This window comes from Brevundimonas sp. P7753 (assembly GCF_013386595.1).
GTDB classification, from domain to species: domain Bacteria; phylum Pseudomonadota; class Alphaproteobacteria; order Caulobacterales; family Caulobacteraceae; genus Brevundimonas; species Brevundimonas bullata.
Genome location: NZ_JACARP010000004.1, coordinates 23,147 through 47,946, shown reverse-complemented (window position 1 = coordinate 47,946; position 24,800 = coordinate 23,147). Strand labels below are relative to the sequence as shown.

The following is a 24,800-nucleotide window of genomic DNA, read 5'->3' as shown; positions in this document are numbered from 1 at the left end:
CCCTGGGGCGGATTACATCCAGCGCGTATAGACGCCGCCGCCCTCGTCCCACTCGCCGCCCGCATCCAGGGCGTCGTCGAAATCGAGTAGACGGTCCAGCAGCAGGCCCGCCACCACGCCGACGGCGGCGACGGCGACGATGGTGGCCAGGCTGGCCGCGCCGACCTTCTGGTTGCGGGTCAGGCGGCGACGGCCGCGCGGGTCGATGATCGTGGTCTTGCGAGCCATCAGGCGGCGAGCCTTGCGTTCTTCTTGACCTTGGCGACGGCCCGCTCACGACGCAGGCGCGACAGGTGGTCGATGAACAGGACGCCGTTCAGGTGATCCAGTTCGTGCTGGAAGCAGACAGCGTAGAGACCCTCGATCTCTTCCTCGATCTGCTGGCCAGCGTAATCCATGTAGCGCACGCGGATGCGGGCCGGGCGTTCGACGGCGTCGTAATAGTCGGGCACCGACAGGCAGCCCTCTTCGTAGGCGTACATCTCGTCCGAGGCCCAGATGACCTCCGGGTTGACGAAGAAGCGCGGGTTGCGACGGGCCAGTTGCAGGTCCTCGCTCTCCTCGGCCTCGGGGTCCTCCGACGCGCCCTCGACCGGCTTGTCGCCCAGGTCCATGACCACGACGCGCTTCAGCTCGCCGATCTGGGCGGCGGCCAGGCCGATACCCGGCGCGGCGTACATGGTCTCCAGCATGTCGTCCATGAGGACGCGCAGCTCGTCGGTCACGCCGCCCTCCACGGGCGGGGAGACGGCCTTGAGGATCGCCAGGTCGGCGGCGTTATCGATGGTCAGGATGCGACGAATAGCCATGGCCCGCAGGTAGGGTGAGAAGCCTCGAACGTCAAGAATTACCGAGTGCGGCGCTTGGTCTTGGGCGAACCGTCAGGCGGCGGGCAGCGGACGCGGCTTGCGGTCCGCGTCGATGGCCACATAGGTGAAGACGCCTTCGGTCACGCGCACCGAGCGGGCCTCGGCCTCGCCGCGCGAGCGCTTCCAGACCTCGACGTGGACGCGGATCGAGGTGCGCCCCGTGTGGATCACCTTGGCGTAGGTCGAGACCTCGTCGCCGACCGAGACCGGCTGGTGGAAGACCATGCCGTCCAGGGCCACAGTGGCGCAGCGGCCGTTGGCGCGCTCGAAGGCCGGGGTGGCGCCGGCCAGGTCCATCTGGGCCAGCAGCCAGCCGCCGAAGATGTCGCCCTCGGGGTTGGTGTCGGCGGGCATGGCGATGACGCGGCCGACCGGCTGGCCTTCAGGCATGAGGACGGGCGCTTGTTCAATCTCGGACACGATGGGGCCTTGGAACGTCTTGGGGAGAAGGCCTCCTCCATGCGCCTCGACGCCGGGGTCAGGCAAGACCTCAGCCGCCCCCTATCCTCTGGGCCGCAGCCGATCCAGCAGACCCTGAAGCCCCTGCCGCTCAGCCACGGGCGAGCGCCACAGATCCCCCGCCCGCGCCCGCTCTCGCGCAGCGTCGAACAGCCGCTGCATCGTGACGGTGTCGAAGCTCAACATGCCGCCCTGATCCGGGACGTCGGGGATGGAGGCGACGCTGATGGACAGGCCCTGCGCCGCGCAGAAGGTCGTCGCCACGCCCAGGGCCTGGCGATAGGAGAACCGCAGCATGGCGTCGAAGCTGCGGGTCAACACCGCCGCCACATTGGGCGCCGTGGTGCGCGGCTCCGGCTCCAGCACGGTATTGACCAGGACATGCACCCGCCCCCGGTGCAGCCGCCGCCCCAGGCGGTTCCAGCGCAACAGGCCCTCGGGCATCAGGAACAGGGGCGCGGCGACGCCGCCGTCGACGTGCATCTCCTCGAAAGGCTCGCCGTCGACCTCGCACGGAAAACGGCGCGGCGGGAACAGGCCGGGCAGGCTGGCCGAGGCGGCCAGGACCTCGCGAAACAGGGCCACGGCCCGCTCGCCGCCGTGCGCGGCGATGGCCCCCATGTCCCAGATGCAGGCGCGCTGGCTGTCGAGGTCCGTCGTCGCCACCAGCAACCGCCGCCCCCGCGCGTGCTCGACCGCCACGGCGTCGATCATGGCCTCATCGACAAAGGGATGGATCAGGGCGTCCAGAGCCTCGCCCCGGAACAGCCCGCCGGTGAAGCTGGAGGCCAGCCGACGCAGGCTCAACAGGTCGGCGGCATGGCCCCCGACATAGGCGTCGGCCAGACGCTCGTCCCAGGCCGGGCCCAGAAAGGCGAAGGGCGCGATCAGGGCGCCGGTGCTGACCCCCGTGACCAGGGCGAACTCGGGCCGCGTCCCCGCCTCGCTCAGCCCGACCAGAGCCCCCGCCCCATAGGCGCCGCCCGCCGCGCCGCCGGAAATCGCCAGCATGTCGAACCGCCCCGACGACCAGCCCGAACGCGGCAGCGACAGCCGATCCGCCGCCGCCTCCAACGATGCCTCGGCCTGTTCGACGCTCAGCCGAATGTCGGCAAACCCCTCGATCCGCCCCCGACCCGGCGGCGGCGCGGGCAAGCGCCCCTTGGGCAGACGTCGGACGGGAAGAAGGGGATCGCTCACCCGGCCTTCATCGGACGCCGCGCCGTCTGGGTCAAATGACGATGATGTCGAACTTCGACCCCGTGGAACCCAGCCTGAAGCCGCCGGAGGGACAGAGCTGGATGCGCCGCCGTCAGACCTAGCGCCGCACCTCCAGCCCCAGAGCCTCGGCGATGGATGTCCACGGCACGTATTTGAAGTTCTGGTTCTCGCCCGGCAGGACGTTGCGGCCGTCCTGCGCCACCATGGCGCCGTGCTCGAAGCCGGGGCCCAGGTTGCGGCTGGTCACGTCCAGCCCGTCGGTCTCGGACACGCCGTCGACGCCGCGCGCGCCGTCGGCGACGACGATGAAGGAGCCCATATAGGCTTGGTCGCCTTCGCGGCGGAACACGGCGTAGCTGTCATTGCCCTGGCTGGAAGCCACCAGATAGCCGCGCCCGTCGCCCAGATCATAGAGGCCGACGCCCTCCATATCGTCCTTCAGCGCCGGGTTCTCGGTGATGCGGGCGACCATGGTCATGGCCGATCCGCCGTCCGGTTCGGCCGACAGACGCCACAGGCCGACGTCTTCCTCGGCCACGAACAGCAGGCCGCTGACGTCGTCGGCGACGCAGCCCTCGACCTGGCTGGAGAAGGCGAAGTCACGGACGCGGACCGCGCGGACCTTGCCGTTTCCGGCATCGACCAGTTCCCACTGGCGCTTCTCGCCGTTTGAATCATTGATGAAGACATAGGTCTTGCCGCTGCGGGCCGAGCGATACATGCATTGGCCGTAGGGATCGCCCTGCCCCGTCGGCTGGACGCCGTCGGCGATGTTGATCAGGCGCCGCGCCTCGGTATCCAGGCGATAGATGGCGACGGCCTTGTTGGTCCGGTCGCTGGCCGTGACCAGCACCACCGGCTGCCCGCCCAGCACGAAGCCTTCGCGCAGGTCGACATTGTTCATCTTGCCGTCGGGCAGATGCTGGATGACGCGACCCTGCATGTCGTAGAGATTCAGCCCGGCCTTCTTGTCCGTGCCGATGATCAGGCTGTTCGCCGGGTTGTTCTGATCGGCCCAGATGGCGGGGTCGTCGGCGGCGTCGCCGGGACTGCCGACCGGGGCCGTTTCCGCCACGGCGACGACGGCGGGAAAGCGCGGCGCGGCGACGGCGCGCGCGTCCTGAGGCGTGCCCGCCGACAGGTTCAACGCCCCGGTCAGGGCGGCGATCGACACCAGCTTGTAGTTGGCGCCCTCGGGCGCATCCTCATCCGTCACCAGCAAGGCGCCCGCGGGCAGCCCGGCCAGAGGCGCGCCGACGACCTGAAGCGCGCCCGGCTCCTTGACCGCCGCGCCGCCGCGTCCCGTCAGGCTGGCGGCGCCCAGATAGGCGTCGTCGGTGCCGTGGTCATAGACGAACAGCCGTCCGCTGGAGGCGTCGGTCGCGATCAGATACCGCGCGCCCTGGCCGCCGTCATAAAGGGCCAGCGCCCCGCTCTCTTCGGTGATGCGACCCAGACCGGCGGCGTCGACCAAGGCCGGGGCCGCATCGGCCTCCGGGTCGCCGTTGAAGCGCCAGACGCCCACCGCCTGCTGCGAGACGTAGAGCTGGCCCGTCGCATCGTCGGCGACGCAGTATTTGACCTTGGACGGCAGATTGATGCGGCGCGCCGAGCGCGCGTCCACCCTGCCCTCGGCATCGGCGTAGAGCAGCAGCTGTTCGATCTCGCCGCCGTCGCCCACGGCCACGGCATAGAGGCCGCCGTCGCTGGCGTTGCGCAGCAGGCAGACATCCTCGACGGCGAAACCCAGAGGCACGGCGCGCGCACCCACCTCGACCGGCGCGCCGTTGCGCATGGCGAAGAAGCGCAGGGCGTTGTCGGTCTTGTCGGTCGAGACCAGCAGGGCCTCAGGCCGGCCCTTGATCGGGAAGCCGTAGCGCACATCCAGGCCGCCGGCCTCGCCCGCCGGAACCGCAGCCAAGCGCGCGCCCGTCAGGTCAAAGACCTCCAGCCCCGACAGCCCGGCCGCCGAGACCAGACGATGATGACGAGCCTCGGCGCCCAGCACGATCACGCCGCTGCTCGCCTCGCCGGTCGAGGTCGTCTCCACCGCCGCCGCCACGACCGGAGCCGCCGCGTCCTGGGCCAGCACGCCCCCGCTGATCGCCATCGCCAGCACCATGGCGCTGGCCCCAAAAAGATTGCCCGTCAGCCTGTTGGTCATGGTCGCCTCCCACATTTTCGCCGCGCCTAAGCCATGGGCGCAGTAAGGGGGTTTTGCGAAAGATACGCGACGAAGGCGCTTTATCCCGGTCCGCTGATGTTCGCTCCGGGGCAGATGACTCGGCGTCGCTCAATCACCCCGCGCGCCCGCTGCGCGCCCGACCATCTGTTCGAAAGCTATTTTGGGAAGGTATCGCCGTCGCTCAAGATGGCGCGCGATAAACGTATGTGAAGAAGTGGCGCACCCGACAGGATTCGAACCTGTGACCTCTGCCTTCGGAGGGCAGCACTCTATCCAGCTGAGCTACGGGTGCGTCTGCGGCTCTAGAGCCGGACGGCGGTGCTTACAGCATGGGCTCGACGGCCTCAATCCCTGAATCTCGGCGGCGACGCCTTCTCTTGAGCCAGACTTGGCGACGCGTGCGCGAACGCCTAGCGTCGGTCCCGGAGAGAGGGAGTTTCCATGCGCCATATGACGATCGCCGCCCTGATGGGCGCCAGCCTGCTGACCGCCTGCGCCACCACGCCGCAACCGGCGGCGGACAGCCTGGACGCCGTGGCGCGCGACTATGTCGCCCTGACGCTGGAGATCGGCGAGCGCGAGCCGGGCTATGTCGACGCCTATTACGGCCCGGCCGAATGGGCCGAGGCGGCCAAGGCCAGCCCGCGCGCCCTGCCCCAGCTGGCCGAGGGCGCCGCCGCCCTGACGCGCCGGCTCGACGCCTTGCCGACGGCGGGCCTGGACGCCCAGAGTCTGCAACGCCGCGCCTATCTGTCGGCCCATGTCTCGGCGGCCTCGGCGCGCCTGCGGATGCTGGGCGGCGAGAAGATGAGCTTCGCCGACGAGGCCGAGGCCCAGTTCGGCGTACGGCCGGAACTGCGGCCCCTGTCGTCCTATGATCCGGTGCTGGCGCGCATCGACGCCCTGATCCCCGGCGAGGGGCCCCTGGCGGATCGCGTCGCGGCGTTCCGCGCCGGCTACGTCATTCCCAAGGACCGGCTGGAGCCAGTGATGCGGGCCGCCATCAACGAGTGCAAGGCGCGCACCGAACGGCGCATGACCCTCCCCGCCCATGAGACCTTCACCCTGGAGTTCGTCAACGACAAGCCGTGGTCGGGCTACAACTGGTACAAGGGGAACGCCTTCAGCCTGATCCAGGTGAACACGGATCTGCCCATCTATATCGACCGCGCCGTCGATCTGGGCTGCCACGAGGGCTATCCCGGCCACCACGTCTATAACGCCCTGCTGGAACAGACCTTTGTGAAACAGAAGGGCTGGGTCGAGATGAGCGTCTATCCCCTGTTCAGCCCCATGTCCTTCATCGCCGAGGGCAGCGCCAACTACGGCATCGACCTGGCCTTCCCCGGCCATGAGCGCACCGATTTCGAGAAGCGCGTCCTCTATCCTCTGGCCGGACTGGACCCGGCGACGGCCGAGGCCCAGACCCAGCTTCTGGCCCTGACGCGCGAGCTGGGCCGGGCCGAATACACCGTGGCCGACGCCTATCTGGCCGGGCGCATCGACCGCGAGACGGCGCTGGACCAACTGCAGAAATACAATCTGATCGCCCGCGACCGCGCGGCCCAGCGGCTCAGCTTCATCGAGACCTATCGCAGCTACATCATCAACTACGGCCTAGGCCGCGACATGGTGCAGACCTGGGTCGAGGGTCAGGGCCCGGACCACTGGGCCACGACCGAGCGGCTGCTGGCCAGCCAGACCCTGCCGGTGGATCTGGACTAGGAAACGCAACCCCCTGGGACTGACGGCGTTTACCGCCAAGGTTTATCGCAAGAAGGGGGACATCCCATGCGCACCCGCACGCTTTCCATTCGTACCTTGGGCATCGCCGCCGCTTCCATCCTGGCCCTGGGCACCAGCGCCTGCACCCAGGCCGAACAACAGAAGGCCGAGGTCAACGCCGAGGCCGCCGGCGACAAGGCCGCCGATGTCGCCGCCCAGACGGGCGAAGTCGTCGAGTCGGGCGCCATGAAGGCGGCTCAGGCGGTCGAAGAAGGCGCCGGCAAGGTCGCCGACAAGCTGGAAGGCAATCAGGCCGAAGCCGCAGCCGAAGGCCGCCCCGGCGCGGTAGACCCGTCCACTGACACGCGGGTTCCGGCGAAAAACTAGGACCCTCGTCATCCCGGAAGCGGCGCAGCCGCTATCCGGGACCGCAGGAAGCGCAACGGGATGACGCAGCGTCCTGGGCGGTCCCGGCTCTTCGCTACGCTGCGGCCGGGATGACGGGTGTTTTCAGCCTTCCGCCTGCCCGCTCAAGTAGGCCGCGACCGCCTCGCGACCGTTAGCGGCCCTCTTCTGCAAGCAGGGCGTCCACTAACGCCTTCGCGTCATCACTGGCCCAGTCCGCCTCGCCGGTCAGGACGGCGCGCACATTGCCCCGGCGGTCCAGCAGGATGGTCTGGGGCATGGCCCCCTTGCCGGGAAACTCGAACGGCAGCTGGAATTTCGGATCGGCGTAATAGGCCAGAGGCGCATGGTCGGCGATGAAGGCGCGCGCCTCAGGCACGGCCTTGTCCACGTCCATGCTGATCGTGACGACGGCGAAATCGTCGCGCCCTTTATAGTGCTCGGCCAAGGCCGCCAGGGTCGGCATCTCGATCTTGCAGGGCGCGCACCAGGTGGCCCACAGGTTGACCACCGCCACCTTGCCCTTGAAGTCGGCAAAGCGGACGTCGCGGCCCTCGGCATCCTTGAAGACATAGTCGGGCGCGGGCGTCGGGGCGGGCGTCAGCAGCTTCGACAGCGAGCCCCTGGCGTAAACCGCCAGCGAGGATGACGCGGACTCTTTGCCCCCGCCGTCGCGATTGGCGTATAGCATCGCCGCGCCGCCGATCGCGCCGATCAGCAGCACAGCCGTCGCCACGCCCGCCAAAGTCCGTTTAGAGCCGCTCATGTCCGACACGCCTTCCAACACCCCTCAAGGTCAGTCTCTATGGGGCGGACGCTTCAGCGCCAAGCCCGCCGACATCATGCAGGCCATCAACGTCTCCATCGGCGTCGACAAACGCCTGTGGGCGCAGGACCTGGCCGGGTCGCGGGCGCATTGCCGCATGCTGGCACAGCAGGGCATCATCGCCGCCGCCGACGCCGAGGCCATCCTGGGCGGGCTGGACGTGATCGAGGGCGAGATCCGGGACGGGTCCTTCCCCTTCCGCGACGCCTATGAAGACATCCACATGAACGTCGAGGCCCGCCTGTCGGAGCTGATCGGCGAGCCGTCGGGGCGTCTGCACACGGCGCGCAGCCGCAATGATCAGGTGGCGACGGACTTCCGCCTGTGGGTGCGCGACGCCTGCGACCGCACCGTCGAACAGTTGAAGGCGCTGCAAGGCGTCCTGCTGGACCGGGCCGAGCAGCACGCGGGCGACCTGATGCCCGGCTTCACCCATCTGCAGACGGCCCAGCCCGTCACCTTCGGCCACCACCTGATGGCCTATGTCGAGATGTTCGGCCGCGACGCCGGCCGTTTCGCCGACGCCCGCGCCCGCATGAACGAGAACCCCCTGGGCGCCGCGGCCCTGGCCGGATCACCCTTCCCCATCGACCGCCACATGACGGCGGCGGCGCTCGGCTTCGACCGCCCAATGGCGAACTCGCTGGACGCCGTCTCCGACCGCGACTTCGCGCTGGAAAGCCTGGCCGCCGCCTCGATCGCGGCGGGCCACCTGTCGCGTCTGGCCGAGGAGATCGTGGTCTGGATGACGCCGATGTTCGGCTTCGCTGCCCTGCCCGACGACCTGACCACCGGCTCGTCGATCATGCCGCAGAAGCGCAACCCGGACGCCGCCGAACTGGTGCGCGCCAAGACGGGCCGCATCAACGGCGCCCTGATCGCCCTGACCACGGTGATGAAGGGCCTGCCGCTGGCCTATTCCAAGGATATGCAGGAGGACAAGCCGCCGGTGTTCGAGGCCTTCGACGCCCTGGATCTGGCCCTGACGGCCATGACCGCCATGGTCGCCGCCATCATCCCCAACACCCCGCGCATGGCCGCCGCCGCCGGGGCCGGCTTCTCGACCGCCACTGACCTGGCCGACTGGCTGGTGCGCGAACTGAACCTGCCCTTCCGCAAGGCGCACCATGTCACCGGCGCCGCCGTGAAGCGGGCCGAGGCGCTGGGCGTCGGCCTGGGCGATCTGCCGCTGGAAGAATTGCAGGCTCTGGATTCCGGCATCACCAAAGCCGTGTATGAAGTCCTGACGCCCGAAGCCTCCTGCGCCAGCCGCCAGAGCTTCGGCGGCACGGCGCCGGAACAGGTCCGCGCCCGCATCGCCGACTGGAGAAGCCGCCTGTGAACAAGACCCTGATCCTTATCGGCGCCGCCGCCCTGCTGCTGTCCGGCTGCGGCCGCATGGCCGATCTGGAGGCGCCCGGCGCCGTCCAGAACGAGCGCGCCCCGCGCGACCGGAACGCCAAGACCCTGCCGGAACCGGCAACGGTCAATCGCGCTCCCAGCCAGATGCCCATCGACAGCGGCGCCTCGGACCCGTTCGGTCGCCCGCCGGCGCTCTGATCGGCCCTTCCTTCTCCAGACCGGACGCCCCGCCGTGCATTATTTCGACCTGAAGGACGGCGTTCTGCACGCCGAGGGCGTCTCGTTGGAGACGCTGGCGGCGGAGGTCGGGACCCCGACCTATGTCTATTCCTCGGCCACCTTGCGCCGTCACTACGGCCTGCTGCGCGACGCCTGCGACGCCCACAAGGCCGCGCTGGGCGACGCCCTGATCGCCTTTGCGGTCAAGGCCAACTCCAACCTGTCGGTGCTGGCGACCCTGGCCAAGCTCGACTGCGGCGCCGACACCGTGTCCGAGGGCGAGATCCGTCGCGCCCTGGCGGCGGGCGTTCCGGGCGAGCGCATCATCTTCTCCGGCGTGGGCAAGACCGACGCCGAACTGGCCTTCGCCATCGACGTCGGCGTGCGCCAGATCAACGTCGAGTCCTCGGCGGAACTGGAACGGCTGATCCTCATCGCCGCCGAGAAGTCCGCCTCTCCGGCCATCGCCATCCGCGTCAATCCCAAGATCGGCGCCGGCGGCCACGCCAAGATCACCACCGGCGGCGCCGGCGACAAGTTCGGCGTGCCGGTCGAGGAGGCGCTCAGCCTCTACGCCCGCGCCTCCGCCTCGCCCCACGTCACCCCCGTGGGCCTGGCCTGCCACATCGGCAGCCAGATCACCGACCTGACCCCGCTGGAAAATGCTTTCCGCGTGCTGCGGGACATGACCGAGACCCTGCGCGCGCAGGGCCACAGCGTCACCCGGCTCGACCTCGGCGGCGGCCTGGGCGTGCCCTACTATGGCGAGGCCGAAACCGCCTCGCCCGCCGACTATGTGGCCATGGCCGCGCGGGTGCTGGACGGCTTGGGCGTCGAGGCGGCGTTCGAGCCGGGTCGTCTGATGGCCGCCAATGCGGGCGTGCTGCTGAGCCGGGTGATTCAGGTCAACGAGCGCACTGATGGGCGGCGCTTCCTGGTGCTGGACGCGGCGATGAACGACCTGATGCGTCCCGCCCTCTACGACGCCTTCCACGACCTGAAGCCTGTGCGGCCGCGCACAGGTGAGGACCGCCCCTACGACGTGGTCGGTCCGGTCTGTGAGACCGGCGACACCTTCGCCCGCGACCGCGACCTGCCGCCGCTCGAAGCCGGTGATCTGGTCGTCTTCATGAGCGCGGGGGCTTACGGCGCCGTCATGAGCGGCGAATACAACACCCGCCCCCTGGCCGCCGAGGTCCTGGTCGATGGCGAGCGCTGCGCGGTCATCCGCCCGCGCCCGACCTATGAGCAGATGTTCGCGCGGGAGCCGATGGCGGATTGGCTTGCGCCAGTGGCGAGTGACAAGTGACGAGTGGCGAGACGCTGGGTTGAGAGCGGCTCACTTCGCCACTCGCCACTAAACACTCGCCACTTCAGTCCAGCGCGCAGATGTCCGGCAGGCCGCGCAGGCCGCCCTTGTGGTCGAGGCCGTAGCCGACCAGGAAGCGGTTCGGGGCCTCCCAGCCGACGAAATCCGGCTCGGGCGCGCGGGGCTTGGGCCAGGGCTTGCGGGCGAAGACGCAGGTCAGGACTTCGGACGCCCCGGCCTCTTTCGTGATCCGCACCGCCTCGGCCAGCGACAGGCCGGTGTCGAAGACGTCGTCGAGGATCAGGACGCGCTTGCCCGCGATCGGGCGCTGATAGGGGGCATAGACGTCGATCTTGCCCCGGCTGGTGGTCTCGTCGCCGTAGGAGGCCAGCCACAGGGCGTCGAAGCGGACGTTTCGGCCCTCGCGCGACAGGGCGCGGGTCAGGTCGGCGGCGAACCACAGCCCGCCGGTCAGCAGGACAGCGGCCACCGTCTCGTCGTCGACGACGGGGGCGATGCGCCGCGCGAGGTCGGCGACGATCGCCTCGATCTCGGATTGCGGCAGGAGAACCGTGGGGGCGGGCGCCGGGTCTTGATCAGCCATGCCCGGCGGATACCCCCTGGGCGGGGCTGCTGTCGAGAGGGGTCGCGTCGCGCGGCGTCTTATCCAGGGCCGTGTCGCGCCTCAGGCCCTCTTCGGCGGCGGGCGGCGGGCGGCGGGCCGCGGGCTTGGCTGCGGCAGCCTTGGCCGGCGCCGCGCGGGGTTCGTCTTTTGACGCCATCACAAAATCGACGCCGACGCCCGCCGCCTTATGGCCCGCGTCGGGGATGATGACCGCGAAACCCAGCACCTTGCCCGGCAGAACAGGCGCGGCCTCGAGACGCACGATGCGATGCGCAACCTCGCCGCCCTTGGCGTCCAGCAGGGCGACACGCACCGGCGGGGCCACGACCTCGTTGTCGCGAATGTTGCGCAGGGCGCCGGAGACCACGACCTTGCCCGGATCATGGGCGGCGATCTTGGCGCCGACCGCCTCGAACTCCAGCCCGGCCAGGTTCACCGGCGCGCCGACCAGCTTGTAGACGGCGGCGGCCTGGGGCCAGGCCTGAACGATGGGCAGGCGGAAGGCGTAGGCGGCGCCCAGCAAGCTCAGGAAGACCACGGCCAGACCGGCCCAGACCGCGCCCTGCGTGGCGGCGCGGCGCATTTTGCGCTGCTGCTCGGCCTTGGCGCGGAAGGCGCGCGGCAGTTCGGGCGCGGGGGTCTCGGCCAGACTTTCAGGCGCGTCCTCGCGCTTGCCGAAGCCGGGCTCGGCGACGGGTTCCTCGGTGGCGGCGGACAGCTCCAGCGGCTCGTCCTCAAGCGTCGCGCGCCAGTCGTGACCGCAGGATTTGCACCGCACGCGACGGCCGTTCGGGCCGATTGCGTCATCGGGGACAAAATAGCTGGTGGCGCAGGCGGGGCAGGTCAGTATCATGTCGGCTGACTGCGAGGCTCGACGCCCCCTCCTGTCGAGGCGCCCGCAACGCCCCGGTCCAATACGAAATCTGATGCCACACTCGACCCGACGCGCCGCCGACCCCGATTCCGCGCCCGACACCGTCCGCCTGCGGGGCGTGGGTTTCGGCTATGCGGACAGGCCCGGCGTCCTGCGCGACGTTAACCTTAGTCTGACGCAGGGCTCTTTCCACTTCCTTACCGGACCCTCCGGCGCGGGCAAGTCCTCGCTTTTGCGGCTGCTGACCCTGGCCGAGCGCCCCCAGACCGGGCGAATCAGTCTGTTCGGGCGCAACGTCACCGACCTGCCGCGCGGCGGCGTGCCGGCCTTCCGGCGGCGGATGGGGGTCGTGTTTCAGGATTTCCGCCTGCTGGACCACCTGACCGCCTTTGAAAACGCGGCCCTGCCCCTGACCCTGGCGGGCGGCAAGACCGCCGATCACGCCGCCGACGTGGCCGAGATGCTGCGCTGGGTCGGTCTGGGCCAGCGAATGGACGCCCTGCCCCCGGCTCTGTCGGGCGGCGAGAAGCAGAGGCTGGCCATCGCCCGCGCCGTCATCACCCGCCCGCGCCTGATCCTGGCTGACGAACCGACCGGCAGCGTCGACCGGGCCATGGGCGAGAAGCTGATGCGGCTGTTCCAGTCGCTGAACAAGCTGGGCGCCACCGTCCTGATCGCCAGCCACGACGAGGCCCTGGCCGAGCGCGTCGGCGCATCCGTGCTGAGGCTGGAGAACGGCCAGCTGACCCAGATGGCGGCCACGGGAGACGCCGCATGATCCGCGCCCTCTTCTCCAGGGGCCCCGCCCTGCTGTCGCGCGAAGCGGGCGGCGAGCGCTGGCTGATGGTGGTCATCGCCGTGCTGTGCTTCCTCGCCTCCATCACCGCCGTCGGGGCCGTGGCCGCCGACCGGGCCGCCCACGGCTGGGCGCGTCAGCTGCGGGCCGAGGCTACGGTCCAGGTCCGCCCGCGCGTGGACGAGACCGGCCCCACCGCCGCCGCCCGCGCCGCCGAGACCCTGGCCGGGGTCAAAGGCGTGGCCGAGGCCGAGGCCATGGACCGCAAGGCCGCCGAGGCCCTGCTGCGGCCCTGGGTCGGCGAAGCGGCCCTGCCTGACCTGCCCCTGCCCTATCTGGTCACGGTGCGGCTGGACCCGAAGAACCCGGCCAGCGCCCCGACCCTGAGCCGCGCCCTGGCCGAGGCCGGGCTGGACGCCACGGTCGACGACCACAGCCTGTGGCGCGGCGAGGTCGAGCGCTCGGCGGGGGTCATCACGGCGCTTGCCGGCGCCGCCTTCCTGCTGATCGCGGCGGCCACGGCGGCGGTCATCGCCTACGCCACCCGCGCCGGCATGGCGGCGCAGGCCTCGGTCATCGAGACCCTGAGCCTGAACGGCGCCTCGGACTTCTATGTCGCCGGCCTTTTCCAGCAGCGCTTCGGCGGGCTGGCGGCCCAGGCCGGGGCCATGGGGGCAGGACTCGCCGCCCTGCTGCTAGGCCTGCTGCGGCTGATCGGCGGCGAAGGCGGGCTGACCCCGGCGCTGCCGCTGGCCTTTTCCGACCTGTTGATCCTGATCGCCTGTCCCCTGCTGGCTTTTGGCGTCGCTCTGCTGGCCGCCCGCTTCACGGCGCTGGCGAAGCTGGGCGCGCGTGGCTAGTTAGGCATCATGAAGTTCATGACGCTGATCGCCGTGGTGGCGCTGATGTGGCTGGTGGGGCTGTTCGCCTTCGCCGAGCGCGTGCGCGGCCTGACGCCGGCGCCCGAGCCCGCGCGCGCCGACGCCATCGTGGCGCTGACCGGCCCCTCGGCCGAGCGCGTCAACGCGGCCATCCGCCTGCTGGAACTGGACAAGGGGCGCCGGGTGCTGATCTCGGGCGTCAACCGCGAGGTCCGCCGCAAGGAACTGCGCGCCCTGACGCCGGGATCGACCAAGCTGTTCAACTGCTGCGTCGATCTGGGTTTCGAGGCCGAGAACACGGTCGGCAACGCCCAGGAGATCGCCGCCTGGGCGCGGTCCAAGGGCTATGACAGCCTGATCGTCGTCACCTCCGACTATCATATGCCGCGCAGCCTGCTGGAGATTCGCGGCGCCGCCCCCGGCGTCAAGCTGACCCCCTATGCCGTCTCGACCCCGTCGCTGGACAACACCCGCTGGTGGCGGGCGGCTGTCACCGCCCGTCGGATGACCCTGGAATACATGAAGTACCTGGCCGTGCTGGGCCGCGAGGGGATGCACCGCCTGCGGGGCCATCACCCGGAACGATCGGCGCCGCAGACCCCGCTAGAGGCCGCCTGAATGACCACCCTTCGTTCCCTGATCTTTGTCGCCTGGCTCTATCTGTCGATGGTGATCTTCGCCGTCGGCCTGTCGCCGGCCCTGCTGATGCCCCACGGCGCCGCCGTCTGGGTCATCAAGTCCTGGTCGAAATTCGTCCTGTTCGGGCTGCGCTGGATCGCCGGGATCAAGGTCGAGGTGCGCGGGCTGGAGCATCGCCCCACCGGCTCGGCCCTCTTGGCCTGCAAGCATCAGGGGATGCTGGACGTCATCGCCCCCTTCTCATTTCTCGACGACACCTGCTTCATCATGAAGAAGGAGCTGATGATCCTGCCCTTCTTCGGCTGGTTCGCCTGGAAGACCAAGATGATAGCCGTCGACCGTTCGGCCCATTCCAAGGCGCTGAAGGACATGGTGCGCCAGGCCCGCGTCCGTCACGCCGAGGGTCGCCAGATCCTGATCTTCCCCGAGGGCACGCGCGGCGAGATCGGCGCGGTTCCCGACTACAAGCCCGGCATCGCCGCCCTGTACCGCGACCTGAACAGCCCCTGCTGGCCCATCGCCACCAACTCCGGCGTTCATTGGCCGGCGCACGGCTTCCGCCGCTATCCCGGCACCATCGTCTTTGAGTTCCTGCCGCCCATCCCGGCGGGCCTGAAGCGGGCCGAGTTCATGGCCGAGCTGGAGAGCCGCATCGAGACGGCGTCCACCGCCCTGCTGACGCCGAGCCGCTGAGGCCCGGCGTCAGGTCGCCGCAGATCAGCTGGCGGCGAACTCGCTGAGGGCGTCGATCACGGCGCGGTTCTGATCTTCCGTGCCGATGGTGATGCGCAGGCAGTCGGGCAGGCCGTAGCCGCCGACCGGGCGCACGATAATGCCCTTGGAATTCAGATAGTCGTTGGCGGCGGCGGCGTTGCGTTTCTCGTCCGCAAAGCGGATCAGGACGAAGTTGCCCGCCGAGGGGAAGACCTCGAAGCCGAAGCCGCGGATGGCCTGGGTCAGGCGCGGACGCCAGTCCAGCACCAAGTCGCGCGAGGCCTTCTGGTGCGCTTCGTCGGCCAGGGCGGCGGTGGCGGCGTCGAGGCCCGGCACCGAGACGTTGAAGGGCAGACGGATGCGGTCGATGGCCTCGGCCACCGCCAGCGGCGCGTAGCCGAAGCCAATGCGCAGGCCGCCCAGGCCGTGGATCTTGGAGAAGGTGCGTGTGACGACGATGTTGGACGCGTCGCGGGCCAGGCCGAAGCTGGTCTCCCACTCCGGCTCGACCACGAACTCGGCATAGGCTTCATCGACCACCAGGATGATGTGCGACGGCAGGGCGGCGTGCAGCCGACGGATTTCCTCGCCCGAGTTCCAGCTGCCGGTCGGGTTCGACGGATTGGAGACATAGACGATCCGGGTCCGCTCATCGACTTGTTCGAGGATGGCGTCGACCTCGGCCTTCATGTTCGGCTCCGGCGCCAGCTTGACCTCCGCGCTGCAGGCCATGGCCGAGATGCGGTAGGCGAGGAAGCCGTACTGGCCGGTGACGATGTTGTCGCCGGGCTGCAGATAGGTCTGGTTCAGCAGGGCGAAGACCTCGTCCGAGCCGTTGCCGAAGATCAGGCGCTCGCCCTCAAGGCCGTGATGAGCGGCCACGGCGTCACGCAGCTTGCCCGCGCGACCGTCGGGATAGACGTGGATGTTCTTCAGGGCGGCGGCATAGGCCTCACGCGCCTTCTCGCCGGCGCCCAGGGCGTTCTCGTTCGAGGACAGCTTCATCGGCTCGGCAAAGCCGGCGATGGAACCCTTACCGCCCACATAGGGGGCGATGTCGAGGATGCCGGGCTTGGGGGCGGGCGCGGCTTTGATCGCGTCGGTCATGGGCGTCATCCTCGAAAGCGTGGTCAGTAAACGGGGGCGGCGCCAATGACGCCGCTCATCTGGCCGGGGGCCTTGGTCAACCGCCCGTCCTCGGCCTGCACATAGCCTGTCAGGACGAACAGCTTCAAGCCGCCGCCCGCCGCCAGGAGCGCGGCGATCAGCCCCGCCTCGCCCAGCGCCGCGATGATACGGGCGTCGGAGGCGGGGCTGTCTGTGACCCAGAAGGTGCGGTCGTCGCCGGTCGGGCCGGTGGCCTCGGACGAGACCAGCAGGGCGCGGGGCGAACCGGCGGCGTCGTCCGGCAGGGCGGCGACGACCTTGAGCATGGGCAGGGCCAGCAGCTTGGCCCACCAGGGCCGGGCGCCGAGGTCGATCAGGGCGCGGCCGCCCTGGCGCGCGGTGGCCAGCGCCTGATCCGGCTCGGCGGTCGGACGGCCGATCAGGCCCCAGCGATCGGCGGCCAGGGCCTGGGACACCGGCCCGCACGTGGCCAGGGCCGGGCCTGTCGCCGCCTCGATCCGGCCCAGGACGGCGCGCAGGGCCGGTCGTTCGGACAGGGGGACATCACGCAGAATCTCGCGCAGGGCGATGGCGTCGGCGTCGGCGGAACCGCGCGGTCCGGCGTTGATGCGGGCGCGGACCGCCGCGATCAGGGCGCGGTCCAGGGCCAGACGCTCGGCGTCCTCGGGCGGTTCGACCAGCATCAGAACAGCTGGGGCGCCGGGGCCAGGGCGAAGGGGCCGAGGTAGGTGCGCCCGCCCTTGAAGTTCAGCACCAGATCGACGGCCTGAGCCTGATCGCCGGTCCCGCCCTGGGGCGTGGCGGCGGCGGCGCGCGCGGCGGCGGCGCGGTCCACCGCCCCGCCCTGAGTAGCCCCGGCCAGACCGACGATGGCGGCCAGAGGCTTCTCGGCGCGCAGGAAGACTTCGCCTTCCAGACGCCCCTTGTCGTCGGCAGACAGGGCCGGACTGGACAGGAAGGTGCGGCTTTCGCCCGCCTCCAGCTGGCCCTTCATGTCGACGAAGCGGCCGCCGGCGGCGGTCCAGGCCGACAGCAGGCCTTGCGCGTCGGCGCCCTTGAGCGCGCTGGCCTTCTCGATCACGGCCTCGACCTGGGCGTTCAGCTTGCCCGACTGGGTCAGGCCCTCGACCGGGCCCGCGGGGCGGCCTTCGCCGTCCACCAGACGGAACAGGACATCGACGTCATCGGTCGGCGTATCCGTGCCGGCCAGGTGGGGCCGCATGTAGAACTGGATCAGCCCGGCCTTGGCCAGGGGAAAGGGTTCAGCCTCCGGCAGGGCGGTGAAGACCGGCTTGGCCAGTTCGACCACGACATTGGGCCAGCGCTGGGTCAGGCCGTGCAGGCTCATGCGGATCATCTCGGCGCGCACCGCCACCTTGCCCTTGGCGCCGCGTGTCAGGACCAGACCGTCCGGCGCGGCGATGACCCATTTGGTCGGGTTATAGGCGTTGGCCTCGGCCACGATCTCGGGCGCGGCGACCGCGTGGCCCGAGGGGGCGACGACGTCCACGTGCTTCATCGCCACCCGCGCCCGCAGCGGCCACCCGGTCGTGGACAGGCCTGCGTGCTTCACGGTCCAGCCGGATTGCTCCAGCCGGGCGATGCGGCCCTCCAGCTTCTTCTCGACCTGCTGGGTCAGGACGAACCACCAGCCGGTCCACAGGGCCAGGCCGACGAAGACGATGGCGAAGGGGATGATCAGCCCCTTGCGGCTGTGGCGGACAGGCTTGGCGTGAGCGTCGGTCATAGGCGCGGTCTAGCAGGACGGGAGGCTGCTGACACGTCCTGGCAGCAGGAACAGGCCAATCTGTTATCCATTCGAATCGCAATTCGACAGGAGACGAAGACCATGGAAACGCAACAGCTGCATCGCGGTCGGCTGATCGACCATCTGCAACTGGTGACGCCCGACCTGGAGGCCAGCCGCCGCTTCTACGGCGCGGTGCTGGAGGCGCTGGGCGTGCCGATCGGCGGCGAGGCGGAACGCTTCTTCTGGGCCGATGAGCTGTTCGTCTCGGCGGTGGACAGCATAGCGGCGGCGGGGCGACCGACCGGACGCTGCCATCTGGCGTTTCAGGCCAAGGACCGGGCCATGGTCGAGGCCTTCCACACAGCGGGACTGGCGGCGGGCGGAACCGACAACGGGGCGCCGGGCGAGCGGCCCTATCACCCCGGCTACTACGCCGCCTTCCTGCTCGACCCGGACGGCAACAATATCGAAGCGGTCTTCCACGGCGAGGCCGAGCGCTCGGCCGACAGCGTGGTGGTCACGTTCGAAGAGTAGAACTCAGGCTAGGCTGTCAGATCGGCCATCTTGGCGTTCGCCGCCCGCGCCGCTTCGTCGGGAGCCAGGCCCAGCAGCAAGCCGCGCTGGCCGCCGTTGATCAGGATGCGGTCGAACAGAATGGCCGTCTCGTCCATCACGGTCGGGACAGCCTTCTTCTGGCCGAAGGGGCTGACGCCGCCGACCTTGTAGCCGGTCAGGCGTTCGGCGTCGGCGGGCTTCATCATCTGGGCTGACTTGGCCCCGAGGGCCGCGGCCAACTTCTTCATGCTGACCTCGCAGTCGGAAGGGACGATAACGCAGGCGGGCTTGGCGTCCACCAGGGTCATCAGGGTCTTGAACACCTGCTCCGGCGCCCAGCCGAGGGCCTCGGCCGCCTGCAAGCCGACGCGCGGCGCATCGGGGTCATAGGCGTAGGGGAAGAGGTCGAAGGCGACGCCGGCCTGGGTCAGGGCGAGGGTGGCGGGGGTGGTCTTGGACATGCTTCGATGCATAGCCCCGCACCACTCTTTCGTCATCGCAGCGGCGCTGGCCGGGGGACCCAGCGGCGCCCGGAGGGCGAAACACCGCCCTCGCAGTAAAGATCGCCTTCGGCGCCGCTGGGTCCCCCGGTCTCGCTCCGCTCGCCGGAGGATGACGGAAGGAAGAGCGGCTTCAGCTTATCTCTGGATTGAGAAAGCTCTTGGTCAGCTCCACCGCCTCGGCCAGGCCCATGCGCTGGACCTCGGTTCCAGGCGGCAACCCCGCGAACAGCCGCGTCGGACAGGCGGCGTCCAGCATCAGGAAGACCCCCTTGTCGTCGGCGCGGCGGATCAGACGGCCGAAGGCCTGAGCGATGCGGCCGCGCGCCAGGGCGTCGTCGTAACCCTTGCCGCCGAAACGCTCGCGCCGGGCCTTGTGCAACAGGTCAGGACGCGGCCAGGGCACCCGGTCGAAGGCCAGGACGCGCAAAGACCGCCCAGGCACGTCCACCCCGTCGCGCACGGCGTCAGTGCCAAGCAAGCAGCTGTCCTGTTCGGCGCGGAAGACGTCGACCAGCGCCCCGACCTCCAACGGATCGACGTGCTGGGCGTAGAGGGGGACGCCCGCCTTGGCGAGGTCCGGCCCCAGCCGCTCATAGACGGTCTTCAACCGGCGGATGGCGGTGAACAGCCCTAAGCCACCGCCGCACGCCGCCAGAAACAGCTCGCGCATGGCCGCCGCGATCTGGCGCGGGTCGTCCTTCATCAGGTCGTTGACGACGATGATGCGGCTGTTGGCGGCGTAGTCGAAGGGGCTGTCCACCTTCAGCGTCCGCGCCGGTTCGATCAGGCGGGCCGCGCCGCTGCGCATCCGGGCCAGAGAAAACGGGTCCTCGGCCGCCGGGTCCGACAGGGTGGCGGAGGTGATCAGCACGCCGTGGGCCGGCATGATGACGGCGGCTTCCAGCGGCACGGTCGGGTCGATCCAGTGGCGGCGCAGGGCCACGTCGTGGATGCGGCCGAAGGCGGCCTCGGCGCTCAGCCAGTCGACGAAATCGGGATCGGGTTCGTCGCCGCCCTCCTCCAGCGCCGCCAGCATGGAGCGCCAGCCCGGCAGGGTCATGCGCGCACGCCGGTCCATGCCGCGCAGGGCGCCCTCGATACGGGCGCGGGCGGCCCCGTCCAGCTCGGCGGCTTCCTCGTCCAGAATATCCTCGAGGTGACGCGACAGGGCCAGCAGGGGCGCCTCGACGGCGGCGATGGCGCGGGCGGCGGCGCGGGCGGCCTCCAGCACCGGCTCGGTGGCGGGACGCAGGGCGCACTCCAGCCCGAACTCGGTCCCGCCGGTTTCCTGACTGCGGGCGCGCAGCTGTTCCAGGGCGGCGACCAGGAAGGCCTCGATCGGGCCGATGGGATTGATCTCGCCGGACGCCGGCGCAATGCGGCCCGAGACGCCCTCGCCCGGCAGGGCGGCGGCGGCGATCATAGCGTCCTTCAGCGCCTGGGCGGCGGCCTCGTTGTCGGCGCACAGGTCGCCCAGACGCTGTTCCAGCCCGCGCCCGCGCCGACCGCGTCCCTCGGGGCCGCGTATCCAGCGGCGCAACTCGGCGGCTTCCTGACCCGAAAGGGCGGCGGAGAAGGCGCTGTCGGCGGCGTCGAACAGGTGGTGGCCCTCGTCGAAGACGATGCGTTTCAGCGCCGCCGTCTCGCCGTCCTGCTTCTGGCCGCGCGCCGAGCGGGCGCCGTCAAAGGCGGCCTGGGTCATGACCAGGGCGTGGTTGGCCACGACCAGATCGGCGCGGCGGCTGGCGCGGATGGTCTTTTCGACGAAGCAGAGGCGGTAATGCGGACAGGCGGCGTGGACGCATTCGCCGCGTCGGTCGACCAGATTGGCCGGGCTGGCCTGATGGCTGGGGGCGGCGGCGAACAGGCCGGGCAGCCAGCCGGGATAGTCGCCGCCGGTCATGTCGCCGTCGCGGCTGTGCGCGGCCCAGCGGCTGGCCAGCCCCATCCCGATCAGGTCGCCGTTGCCCAGTTGCGCCGCCTGCATCATGTCCTGCAGGTTCAGCAGGCAGAGGTAGTTTTCGCGGCCCTTGCGCACCACCGTCTTCTTGCGGCGCTCGGCCTCGTCGGGCCACAGGGCGCGGCTTTCGCGGTCGATCTGACGTTGCAGGGCGCGGGTATAGGTCGAGACCCAGGCCGCTCCCGCATTGCGCTCGGCCCACAGGCTGGCGGGGGCCAGATAGCCCAGGGTCTTGCCGGTGCCGGTGCCGGCCTCGGCCAGCAGGACGCGCGGACGGCCCTCCTCGTTGCGGGGCGAAAAGGCGTAGGCGGCCTCGGCGGCGTAGTCGGACTGGGCGGGCCGGGTCTCGTCCAGGCCCGAGGCCTGAAGCAGCTTGTCCAGACGGATGCGGGCGCTTTCCGAATCGACGGGAGCCGACCCGGCCTCACCGCGCGGGGCCTCGTCCTCCCACTCCTGAAGACGGGACCAGACGTCCAGACCCGTGCCGCGCTCGCGCCGGTCGCGCAAGGGACCCGCCTGAAGCGCGGCCAGCACGCGCGCGCCCCAGGACCAGCCCGCCCGGTCCAGGGTCGCGGCCAGGGTGAAGGCGTCCTCGCGTCCCGGATAGGCCGGGTCGGTCACTTCGTTCAGCAGGTCGGCGGCGGCGTCGCGCAGAGCCTGGGCCTGAGCCTCGGCCCCCTTGGGCTCGGAGCGGCCAAGGGCGAGCGCCAGCCCCGACGGTGAGGGTGCGCAGAACTTGGCGGGGCGCACGAAGGCGTAGAGCTCCAGCACGTCCAGCATGTCGGTGGAACGCGGCGGCGGGCTGAGACCCAGACGACGGGCGGTCAGGCTGGCGTGGGCGACCATGACGGGGCCACCGAGGAAGACGCCCTCGGCCGCGCCGCGCCCGATCTTCCTGGCGCCCGTCGCGTCGCACACCGCGCCCGCGCCCGGCGGGGTGGCCAGCGCAGGCGGCAGCTCGGCCCAGACCGGAGCCGCAGACTGGACGATGGAAGGGGCGGAGACGTCGGTCACGCCCGATCCATAGCGCCCCCCGCCGCGAAACGGAACGGGAACGTTCGCCCCTCTCGCCAGAGGCCGAAAAGCGGGCCAGGCTGCGCTCTACAGGAGGACCACCCATGCAGACCCGCCGCATCGCCACCGACGGCCTGACGCAACAGGTGTTGGAGGCCGGAACAGGCCCGCTGGTCCTGCTGCTGCATGGCTTTCCCGAACTGGGGATCAGTTGGCGGGCGCAGGTGCAAGCCTTGGCAGAAGCGGGTTTCCACGCCGTCGCCCCCGACATGCGCGGCTATGGCGGAAGCGACAAACCGGCCGATGCAGAGGACCATACCATCCTGCATCTGGTCGGGGACATGGTCGATCTGGTCCGGGCGCTGGGCGAGGAACAGGCCGTGGTCGTCGGCCATGACTGGGGTTCGGCGGTCGCCTGGCATTGCGCCCTGATGCGGCCGGATCTGTTCCGCGCCGTGGCCGGCCTGTCGGTGCCGTTCCTGCCGCGCCGGCCCAAGGGACCGCCGACCGCGGCCATGGCGGCGATCACCAAGCGCGCCGGGCTGGGCGACCTCTACATCAACCGCTTCCAGTCGCCGGAGGCTCACGTCGAACTGGACGCCGATCCGGCCACGGCCTTGCGCAAGATGTTCTGGGCCTATGACGGGGCCACCGCCGACACGGACCAGTCGACCGGCTTCATGCCCGAGGGCGTCAGCCTGCTCGACAGCATCTCCGACCAGGCGACCCTGCCGCCATGGATGAGCGCCGCGCATTTCGACGAGTACGTCGCCGCCTTCGCCGCCTCAGGCTTCAAGGGGCCGCTGGACTGGTACCGCTGCCTGGACCGCAACTGGAGCCTGACGGCCTTCCTGCAAGGTCAGAAGATCGCCCAGCCCGCTCTCTTCCTCGTCGGCGACCGCGACCCCGTCCGACACTACGCCGGCCCGCACGAGGCGGCGCAGAAGGACTGGCTGACCGACCTGCGCGGCCAGGTGGTCCTGCCCGGCGCGGGGCATTGGTTGCAGCAAGAACGAGCGGACGAGGTGAGCGCGGCGCTGGTGGATTTCTTGAAGCCGATTATCATCGCGTAATGGGAATTACGTTCGAACATCAGACGAATAACTCATGCTGCTTATGTGGATCGCCCGATGATCTAACGGGCGAGCACAAGGTGAAAGCTTCCGCACTACGTTTAGAATTTGGCACAGACCAGATGGTCATAGGGCGCTTCGAAACTGATTCAGCCCAAGCGAAACTCGCTCAGAGCGTAAAATCGAAAGCTTTTCATTTCGCGGCGCGGATATGTCGCCCTTGCAATAGCTCTCGCACACAAGCTGCAGATCGTGAATTCGACCATTTCCACCGCGCAGCCCGCACCCTCGTCCATCAAGGTAAAAACCCCTCATCGCTATTCGAGGACGCGCGGTATCGGCTAGGGTCAGAAGCGTATCTGAACGTCTTTCGCTACTTCGCGAAATTATTGTGCTGCCACTTGGCTGAAATTGGCGCGCCACGACCAGTACAGATCGCAAATTTCGCCATAGGGCGCGCAGGCAAAAACTGCATTTGGCTCTCCGTCGATAAAGACTGGACCTATGAGCAAGTATTTTCCGAATTGGGACCGCATCAATACGCAGCACATGGCGGCCTAGTGATATACGCGGATAGAAAATCAGGCGAACCCAATGCCTTTCATTCGACCCTCACAGTTGGCTCTCTTCGTTACGTTTTCTTTTCGAGAATGAACTGGATTGCACGGTTGGAATTAAAGTTCGCGCACCCCGTTTTTTACAAATGGTGCCGCGCGAGAGTGGGCGACGCGCTGGCCTCCCCTATGACTGAAACTGAAAGACTGATGCTCGGCCTTTCGGACAGCGAGCAAGATGAAAAAAGGGTCGAAACCGCCGCTCCCTAAACGGGTTCGTCCGGCAGGGGGATGAACTCCAGCGCGTCTTCAGACGGCAGGCTCATGCGGCCTGCCTTCCAGTCGGCCTTGGCCTGGTCCAGGCGGGTCTGGGACGAGGAGACGAAGTTCCACCAGATCAGGCGTTCGCCGACCGGCTCTCCGCCCAGGGCCATGACGCTGGAAGGGGCCAGCGCGGTGACGGTTGGTTCGGCCTGGGCCGAGAGGACGACCATCTGACCTTCATGGAAGGCGCGGCCGTCGACCTCGATTCGGCCCTTGGCCACGAACAGGGCGCGTTCGCTGTAGCCGCCCTTGGATTTCGGCGGCGGCGGGGCGGCGCGGACGCCCTCGGCCATGTCCCAATGGACGTAGAAGAGCGGCGACTGGACCGGCGTGCCGGCCTTCTCCCCGAAGGCCTCGCCCGCCACCAGACGCGCGAACAGGCCGTTGTTCTCATAGGTGGGCTGGGCGTCCTCGCCCAGGTGGGTGAAGGAGGGGGCGATCTCCTCCAGCTCGGTCGGCAGGGCGACCCAGGCCTGCATGCCGTGCATCGGCCCGCCCTGCGCCTTTTTCAGCGGATCGGTGCGTTCGGAATGGACGATGCCGGACCCGGCGGTCATCCAGTTCACCTCGCCGGGACGGATGGGCTGGGTGTAGCCCAGGTTGTCCCGGTGCATGATCTCGCCCTCGAACAGATAGGTCAGGGTCGACAGGCCGATATGCGGATGCGGCCGCACATTGATGGCGTCGGCGCCCGGCGCGAACTCGGCCGGACCCATCTGGTCCAGGAAGATGAAGGGGCCGACCATCCGGTGCGAATGGAAGGGCAGAACGCGCCCGACCTCGAACCCGCCGAGGTCTTTTCTGCGCGCGTCGATCACCAGTTCGATCAT

26 protein-coding genes and 1 tRNA gene are annotated in these 24,800 nt (G+C 69.4%); 12 read left to right on the top strand and 15 right to left on the bottom strand.

Translation table 11 applies throughout. The features are described 5' to 3' along the window. Positions 1 to 12 precede the first annotated feature (12 nt). The 6 genes from HX774_RS00935 to HX774_RS00910 form a co-directional block, all read right to left on the bottom strand. Positions 13 to 228 carry a hypothetical protein gene (locus tag HX774_RS00935; protein WP_105563730.1) on the bottom strand — a complete coding sequence of 72 codons (216 nt, stop codon included), beginning with the start codon at positions 226 to 228 and terminating at the stop codon, positions 13 to 15. Continuing rightward, positions 228 to 809, bottom strand: a complete 582-nt coding sequence (locus tag HX774_RS00930; protein WP_178823430.1) for a peptide deformylase — start codon at positions 807 to 809, stop codon at positions 228 to 230. Before HX774_RS00930 ends, HX774_RS00935 begins: the two co-directional genes overlap by 1 nt. A gap of 72 nt (positions 810 to 881) precedes the next feature. Next, on the bottom strand, positions 882 to 1,259 hold the full coding sequence (locus tag HX774_RS00925) for an acyl-CoA thioesterase (protein WP_178823496.1): 378 nt from the start codon (positions 1,257 to 1,259) through the stop codon (positions 882 to 884). 111 nt (positions 1,260 to 1,370) lie between these two features. Next, on the bottom strand, positions 1,371 to 2,528 hold the full coding sequence (locus tag HX774_RS00920; RefSeq protein ID WP_178823428.1) for a patatin-like phospholipase family protein: 1,158 nt from the start codon (positions 2,526 to 2,528) through the stop codon (positions 1,371 to 1,373). A gap of 118 nt (positions 2,529 to 2,646) precedes the next feature. Continuing rightward, a complete protein-coding gene (locus tag HX774_RS00915) occupies positions 2,647 to 4,713 on the bottom strand; it encodes a phytase (protein WP_178823425.1) in 2,067 nt (688 codons plus the stop codon). A gap of 236 nt (positions 4,714 to 4,949) precedes the next feature. Then, positions 4,950 to 5,026, bottom strand: a tRNA-Arg gene (locus HX774_RS00910). 149 nt (positions 5,027 to 5,175) lie between these two features. Here HX774_RS00910 and HX774_RS00905 point away from each other — a divergent pair. Beyond that, positions 5,176 to 6,459, top strand: a complete 1,284-nt coding sequence (locus HX774_RS00905) for a hypothetical protein (protein WP_178823423.1) — start codon at positions 5,176 to 5,178, stop codon at positions 6,457 to 6,459. Between the two features lie 66 nt (positions 6,460 to 6,525). Then, positions 6,526 to 6,846 (top strand): hypothetical protein, encoded by a 321-nt coding sequence (locus tag HX774_RS00900; RefSeq protein WP_178823421.1) that lies wholly within the window; start codon positions 6,526 to 6,528, stop codon positions 6,844 to 6,846. A 172-nt stretch (positions 6,847 to 7,018) separates the two neighbouring features. On the opposite strand, the gene HX774_RS00895 is transcribed toward HX774_RS00900, so the two are convergent. Next, the gene (locus tag HX774_RS00895; RefSeq protein WP_178823419.1) at positions 7,019 to 7,630 is read right to left on the bottom strand and encodes a TlpA disulfide reductase family protein; all 612 of its coding nucleotides are present in this window, start codon (positions 7,628 to 7,630) and stop codon (positions 7,019 to 7,021) included. Between HX774_RS00895 and argH the strand changes: the two genes are divergently transcribed. The 3 genes from argH to lysA are packed head-to-tail and all read left to right on the top strand — an operon-like array spanning position 7,629 to position 10,580. Beyond that, positions 7,629 to 9,032, top strand: a complete 1,404-nt coding sequence (gene argH / locus HX774_RS00890; protein WP_178823417.1) for an argininosuccinate lyase — start codon at positions 7,629 to 7,631, stop codon at positions 9,030 to 9,032. The genes HX774_RS00895 and argH overlap by 2 nt on opposite strands. Continuing rightward, positions 9,029 to 9,250: a hypothetical protein gene (locus HX774_RS00885; RefSeq protein WP_114817558.1), complete on the top strand. Its 222-nt coding sequence runs from the start codon at positions 9,029 to 9,031 to the stop codon at positions 9,248 to 9,250. The genes argH and HX774_RS00885 overlap by 4 nt, the downstream gene beginning before the upstream one ends. A 34-nt stretch (positions 9,251 to 9,284) precedes the next feature. Further along, the gene (lysA, locus tag HX774_RS00880) at positions 9,285 to 10,580 is read left to right on the top strand and encodes a diaminopimelate decarboxylase (protein ID WP_114817557.1); all 1,296 of its coding nucleotides are present in this window, start codon (positions 9,285 to 9,287) and stop codon (positions 10,578 to 10,580) included. Between the two features lie 64 nt (positions 10,581 to 10,644). On the opposite strand, the gene HX774_RS00875 is transcribed toward lysA, so the two are convergent. Together HX774_RS00875 and HX774_RS00870 are read right to left on the bottom strand one after the other, a co-directional pair. Further along, entirely contained in the window at positions 10,645 to 11,184 is a 540-nt protein-coding gene (locus tag HX774_RS00875) for a phosphoribosyltransferase (RefSeq protein WP_178823415.1), read from the bottom strand. Then, positions 11,177 to 12,058, bottom strand: a complete 882-nt coding sequence (locus tag HX774_RS00870) for a DUF3426 domain-containing protein (RefSeq protein WP_178823413.1) — start codon at positions 12,056 to 12,058, stop codon at positions 11,177 to 11,179. Before HX774_RS00870 ends, HX774_RS00875 begins: the two co-directional genes overlap by 8 nt. 73 nt (positions 12,059 to 12,131) lie before the next feature. Here HX774_RS00870 and HX774_RS00865 point away from each other — a divergent pair, with 73 nt between their 5' ends. The 4 genes from HX774_RS00865 to HX774_RS00850 are packed head-to-tail and all read left to right on the top strand — an operon-like array spanning position 12,132 to position 15,088. Beyond that, positions 12,132 to 12,857, top strand: a complete 726-nt coding sequence (locus HX774_RS00865; protein ID WP_114817554.1) for a cell division ATP-binding protein FtsE — start codon at positions 12,132 to 12,134, stop codon at positions 12,855 to 12,857. Next, the gene (locus HX774_RS00860) at positions 12,854 to 13,735 is read left to right on the top strand and encodes an ABC transporter permease (RefSeq protein WP_178823411.1); all 882 of its coding nucleotides are present in this window, start codon (positions 12,854 to 12,856) and stop codon (positions 13,733 to 13,735) included. The genes HX774_RS00865 and HX774_RS00860 overlap by 4 nt, the downstream gene beginning before the upstream one ends. 9 nt (positions 13,736 to 13,744) lie before the next feature. After that, positions 13,745 to 14,374 carry a YdcF family protein gene (locus tag HX774_RS00855; RefSeq protein ID WP_114817552.1) on the top strand — a complete coding sequence of 210 codons (630 nt, stop codon included), beginning with the start codon at positions 13,745 to 13,747 and terminating at the stop codon, positions 14,372 to 14,374. Beyond that, entirely contained in the window at positions 14,375 to 15,088 is a 714-nt protein-coding gene (locus tag HX774_RS00850; protein WP_178823409.1) for a 1-acyl-sn-glycerol-3-phosphate acyltransferase, read from the top strand. 24 nt (positions 15,089 to 15,112) lie between these two features. Here the strand turns inward: HX774_RS00850 and hisC are convergent, their stop codons facing one another. From hisC to HX774_RS00835, 3 genes are read right to left on the bottom strand one after another with little or no spacing between them, the layout of a single operon-like run. After that, positions 15,113 to 16,216 (bottom strand): histidinol-phosphate transaminase, encoded by a 1,104-nt coding sequence (gene hisC / locus HX774_RS00845; protein WP_178823407.1) that lies wholly within the window; start codon positions 16,214 to 16,216, stop codon positions 15,113 to 15,115. A 23-nt stretch (positions 16,217 to 16,239) separates the two neighbouring features. Continuing rightward, entirely contained in the window at positions 16,240 to 16,920 is a 681-nt protein-coding gene (locus HX774_RS00840) for a hypothetical protein (RefSeq protein ID WP_178823405.1), read from the bottom strand. Continuing rightward, a complete protein-coding gene (locus tag HX774_RS00835) occupies positions 16,920 to 17,984 on the bottom strand; it encodes a DUF2125 domain-containing protein (RefSeq protein WP_178823403.1) in 1,065 nt (354 codons plus the stop codon). The genes HX774_RS00840 and HX774_RS00835 overlap by 1 nt, the downstream gene beginning before the upstream one ends. 102 nt (positions 17,985 to 18,086) lie before the next feature. Between HX774_RS00835 and HX774_RS00830 the strand changes: the two genes are divergently transcribed. Beyond that, a complete protein-coding gene (locus tag HX774_RS00830) occupies positions 18,087 to 18,521 on the top strand; it encodes a VOC family protein (RefSeq protein ID WP_178823401.1) in 435 nt (144 codons plus the stop codon). 8 nt (positions 18,522 to 18,529) lie between these two features. On the opposite strand, the gene ybaK is transcribed toward HX774_RS00830, so the two are convergent. Both ybaK and HX774_RS00820 read right to left on the bottom strand, forming a co-directional pair. After that, positions 18,530 to 19,003 (bottom strand): Cys-tRNA(Pro) deacylase, encoded by a 474-nt coding sequence (ybaK, locus tag HX774_RS00825; RefSeq protein ID WP_178823399.1) that lies wholly within the window; start codon positions 19,001 to 19,003, stop codon positions 18,530 to 18,532. A gap of 172 nt (positions 19,004 to 19,175) precedes the next feature. Beyond that, positions 19,176 to 21,851, bottom strand: coding sequence for an ATP-dependent DNA helicase (locus tag HX774_RS00820; protein WP_255499832.1), 2,676 nt, complete (start codon positions 21,849 to 21,851; stop codon positions 19,176 to 19,178). Between the two features lie 272 nt (positions 21,852 to 22,123). Between HX774_RS00820 and HX774_RS00815 the strand changes: the two genes are divergently transcribed. Together HX774_RS00815 and HX774_RS00810 are read left to right on the top strand one after the other, a co-directional pair. Beyond that, complete coding sequence (locus tag HX774_RS00815; RefSeq protein WP_178823397.1) at positions 22,124 to 23,092, top strand: alpha/beta fold hydrolase; 969 nt, start codon at positions 22,124 to 22,126, stop codon at positions 23,090 to 23,092. A gap of 80 nt (positions 23,093 to 23,172) precedes the next feature. Further along, on the top strand, positions 23,173 to 23,916 hold the full coding sequence (locus HX774_RS00810; protein ID WP_178823395.1) for a hypothetical protein: 744 nt from the start codon (positions 23,173 to 23,175) through the stop codon (positions 23,914 to 23,916). Here HX774_RS00810 and HX774_RS00805 read toward each other — a convergent pair. Further along, entirely contained in the window at positions 23,913 to 24,800 is an 888-nt protein-coding gene (locus tag HX774_RS00805; RefSeq protein ID WP_178823393.1) for a pirin family protein, read from the bottom strand. The genes HX774_RS00810 and HX774_RS00805 overlap by 4 nt on opposite strands.

Coding starts and splice junctions, on each gene's coding strand:
- HX774_RS00815 (WP_178823397.1), top strand. CDS start 22,124: ATGCAGACCCGCCGCATCGCCACCGACGGCCTGACGCAACAGGTGTTG.
- HX774_RS00870 (WP_178823413.1), bottom strand. CDS start 12,058: ATGATACTGACCTGCCCCGCCTGCGCCACCAGCTATTTTGTCCCCGAT.
- HX774_RS00830 (WP_178823401.1), top strand. CDS start 18,087: ATGGAAACGCAACAGCTGCATCGCGGTCGGCTGATCGACCATCTGCAA.
- HX774_RS00860 (WP_178823411.1), top strand. CDS start 12,854: ATGATCCGCGCCCTCTTCTCCAGGGGCCCCGCCCTGCTGTCGCGCGAA.
- argH (WP_178823417.1), top strand. CDS start 7,629: ATGTCCGACACGCCTTCCAACACCCCTCAAGGTCAGTCTCTATGGGGC.
- HX774_RS00935 (WP_105563730.1), bottom strand. CDS start 228: ATGGCTCGCAAGACCACGATCATCGACCCGCGCGGCCGTCGCCGCCTG.
- HX774_RS00805 (WP_178823393.1), bottom strand. CDS start 24,800: ATGATCGAACTGGTGATCGACGCGCGCAGAAAAGACCTCGGCGGGTTC.
- HX774_RS00915 (WP_178823425.1), bottom strand. CDS start 4,713: ATGACCAACAGGCTGACGGGCAATCTTTTTGGGGCCAGCGCCATGGTG.
- hisC (WP_178823407.1), bottom strand. CDS start 16,216: ATGACCGACGCGATCAAAGCCGCGCCCGCCCCCAAGCCCGGCATCCTC.
- HX774_RS00930 (WP_178823430.1), bottom strand. CDS start 809: ATGGCTATTCGTCGCATCCTGACCATCGATAACGCCGCCGACCTGGCG.
- HX774_RS00925 (WP_178823496.1), bottom strand. CDS start 1,259: ATGCCTGAAGGCCAGCCGGTCGGCCGCGTCATCGCCATGCCCGCCGAC.
- HX774_RS00875 (WP_178823415.1), bottom strand. CDS start 11,184: ATGGCTGATCAAGACCCGGCGCCCGCCCCCACGGTTCTCCTGCCGCAA.
- HX774_RS00835 (WP_178823403.1), bottom strand. CDS start 17,984: ATGACCGACGCTCACGCCAAGCCTGTCCGCCACAGCCGCAAGGGGCTG.
- ybaK (WP_178823399.1), bottom strand. CDS start 19,003: ATGTCCAAGACCACCCCCGCCACCCTCGCCCTGACCCAGGCCGGCGTC.
- HX774_RS00855 (WP_114817552.1), top strand. CDS start 13,745: ATGAAGTTCATGACGCTGATCGCCGTGGTGGCGCTGATGTGGCTGGTG.
- HX774_RS00820 (WP_255499832.1), bottom strand. CDS start 21,851: ATGGTCGCCCACGCCAGCCTGACCGCCCGTCGTCTGGGTCTCAGCCCG.
- HX774_RS00895 (WP_178823419.1), bottom strand. CDS start 7,630: ATGAGCGGCTCTAAACGGACTTTGGCGGGCGTGGCGACGGCTGTGCTG.
- HX774_RS00850 (WP_178823409.1), top strand. CDS start 14,375: ATGACCACCCTTCGTTCCCTGATCTTTGTCGCCTGGCTCTATCTGTCG.
- HX774_RS00905 (WP_178823423.1), top strand. CDS start 5,176: ATGCGCCATATGACGATCGCCGCCCTGATGGGCGCCAGCCTGCTGACC.
- HX774_RS00840 (WP_178823405.1), bottom strand. CDS start 16,920: ATGCTGGTCGAACCGCCCGAGGACGCCGAGCGTCTGGCCCTGGACCGC.
- HX774_RS00900 (WP_178823421.1), top strand. CDS start 6,526: ATGCGCACCCGCACGCTTTCCATTCGTACCTTGGGCATCGCCGCCGCT.
- HX774_RS00865 (WP_114817554.1), top strand. CDS start 12,132: ATGCCACACTCGACCCGACGCGCCGCCGACCCCGATTCCGCGCCCGAC.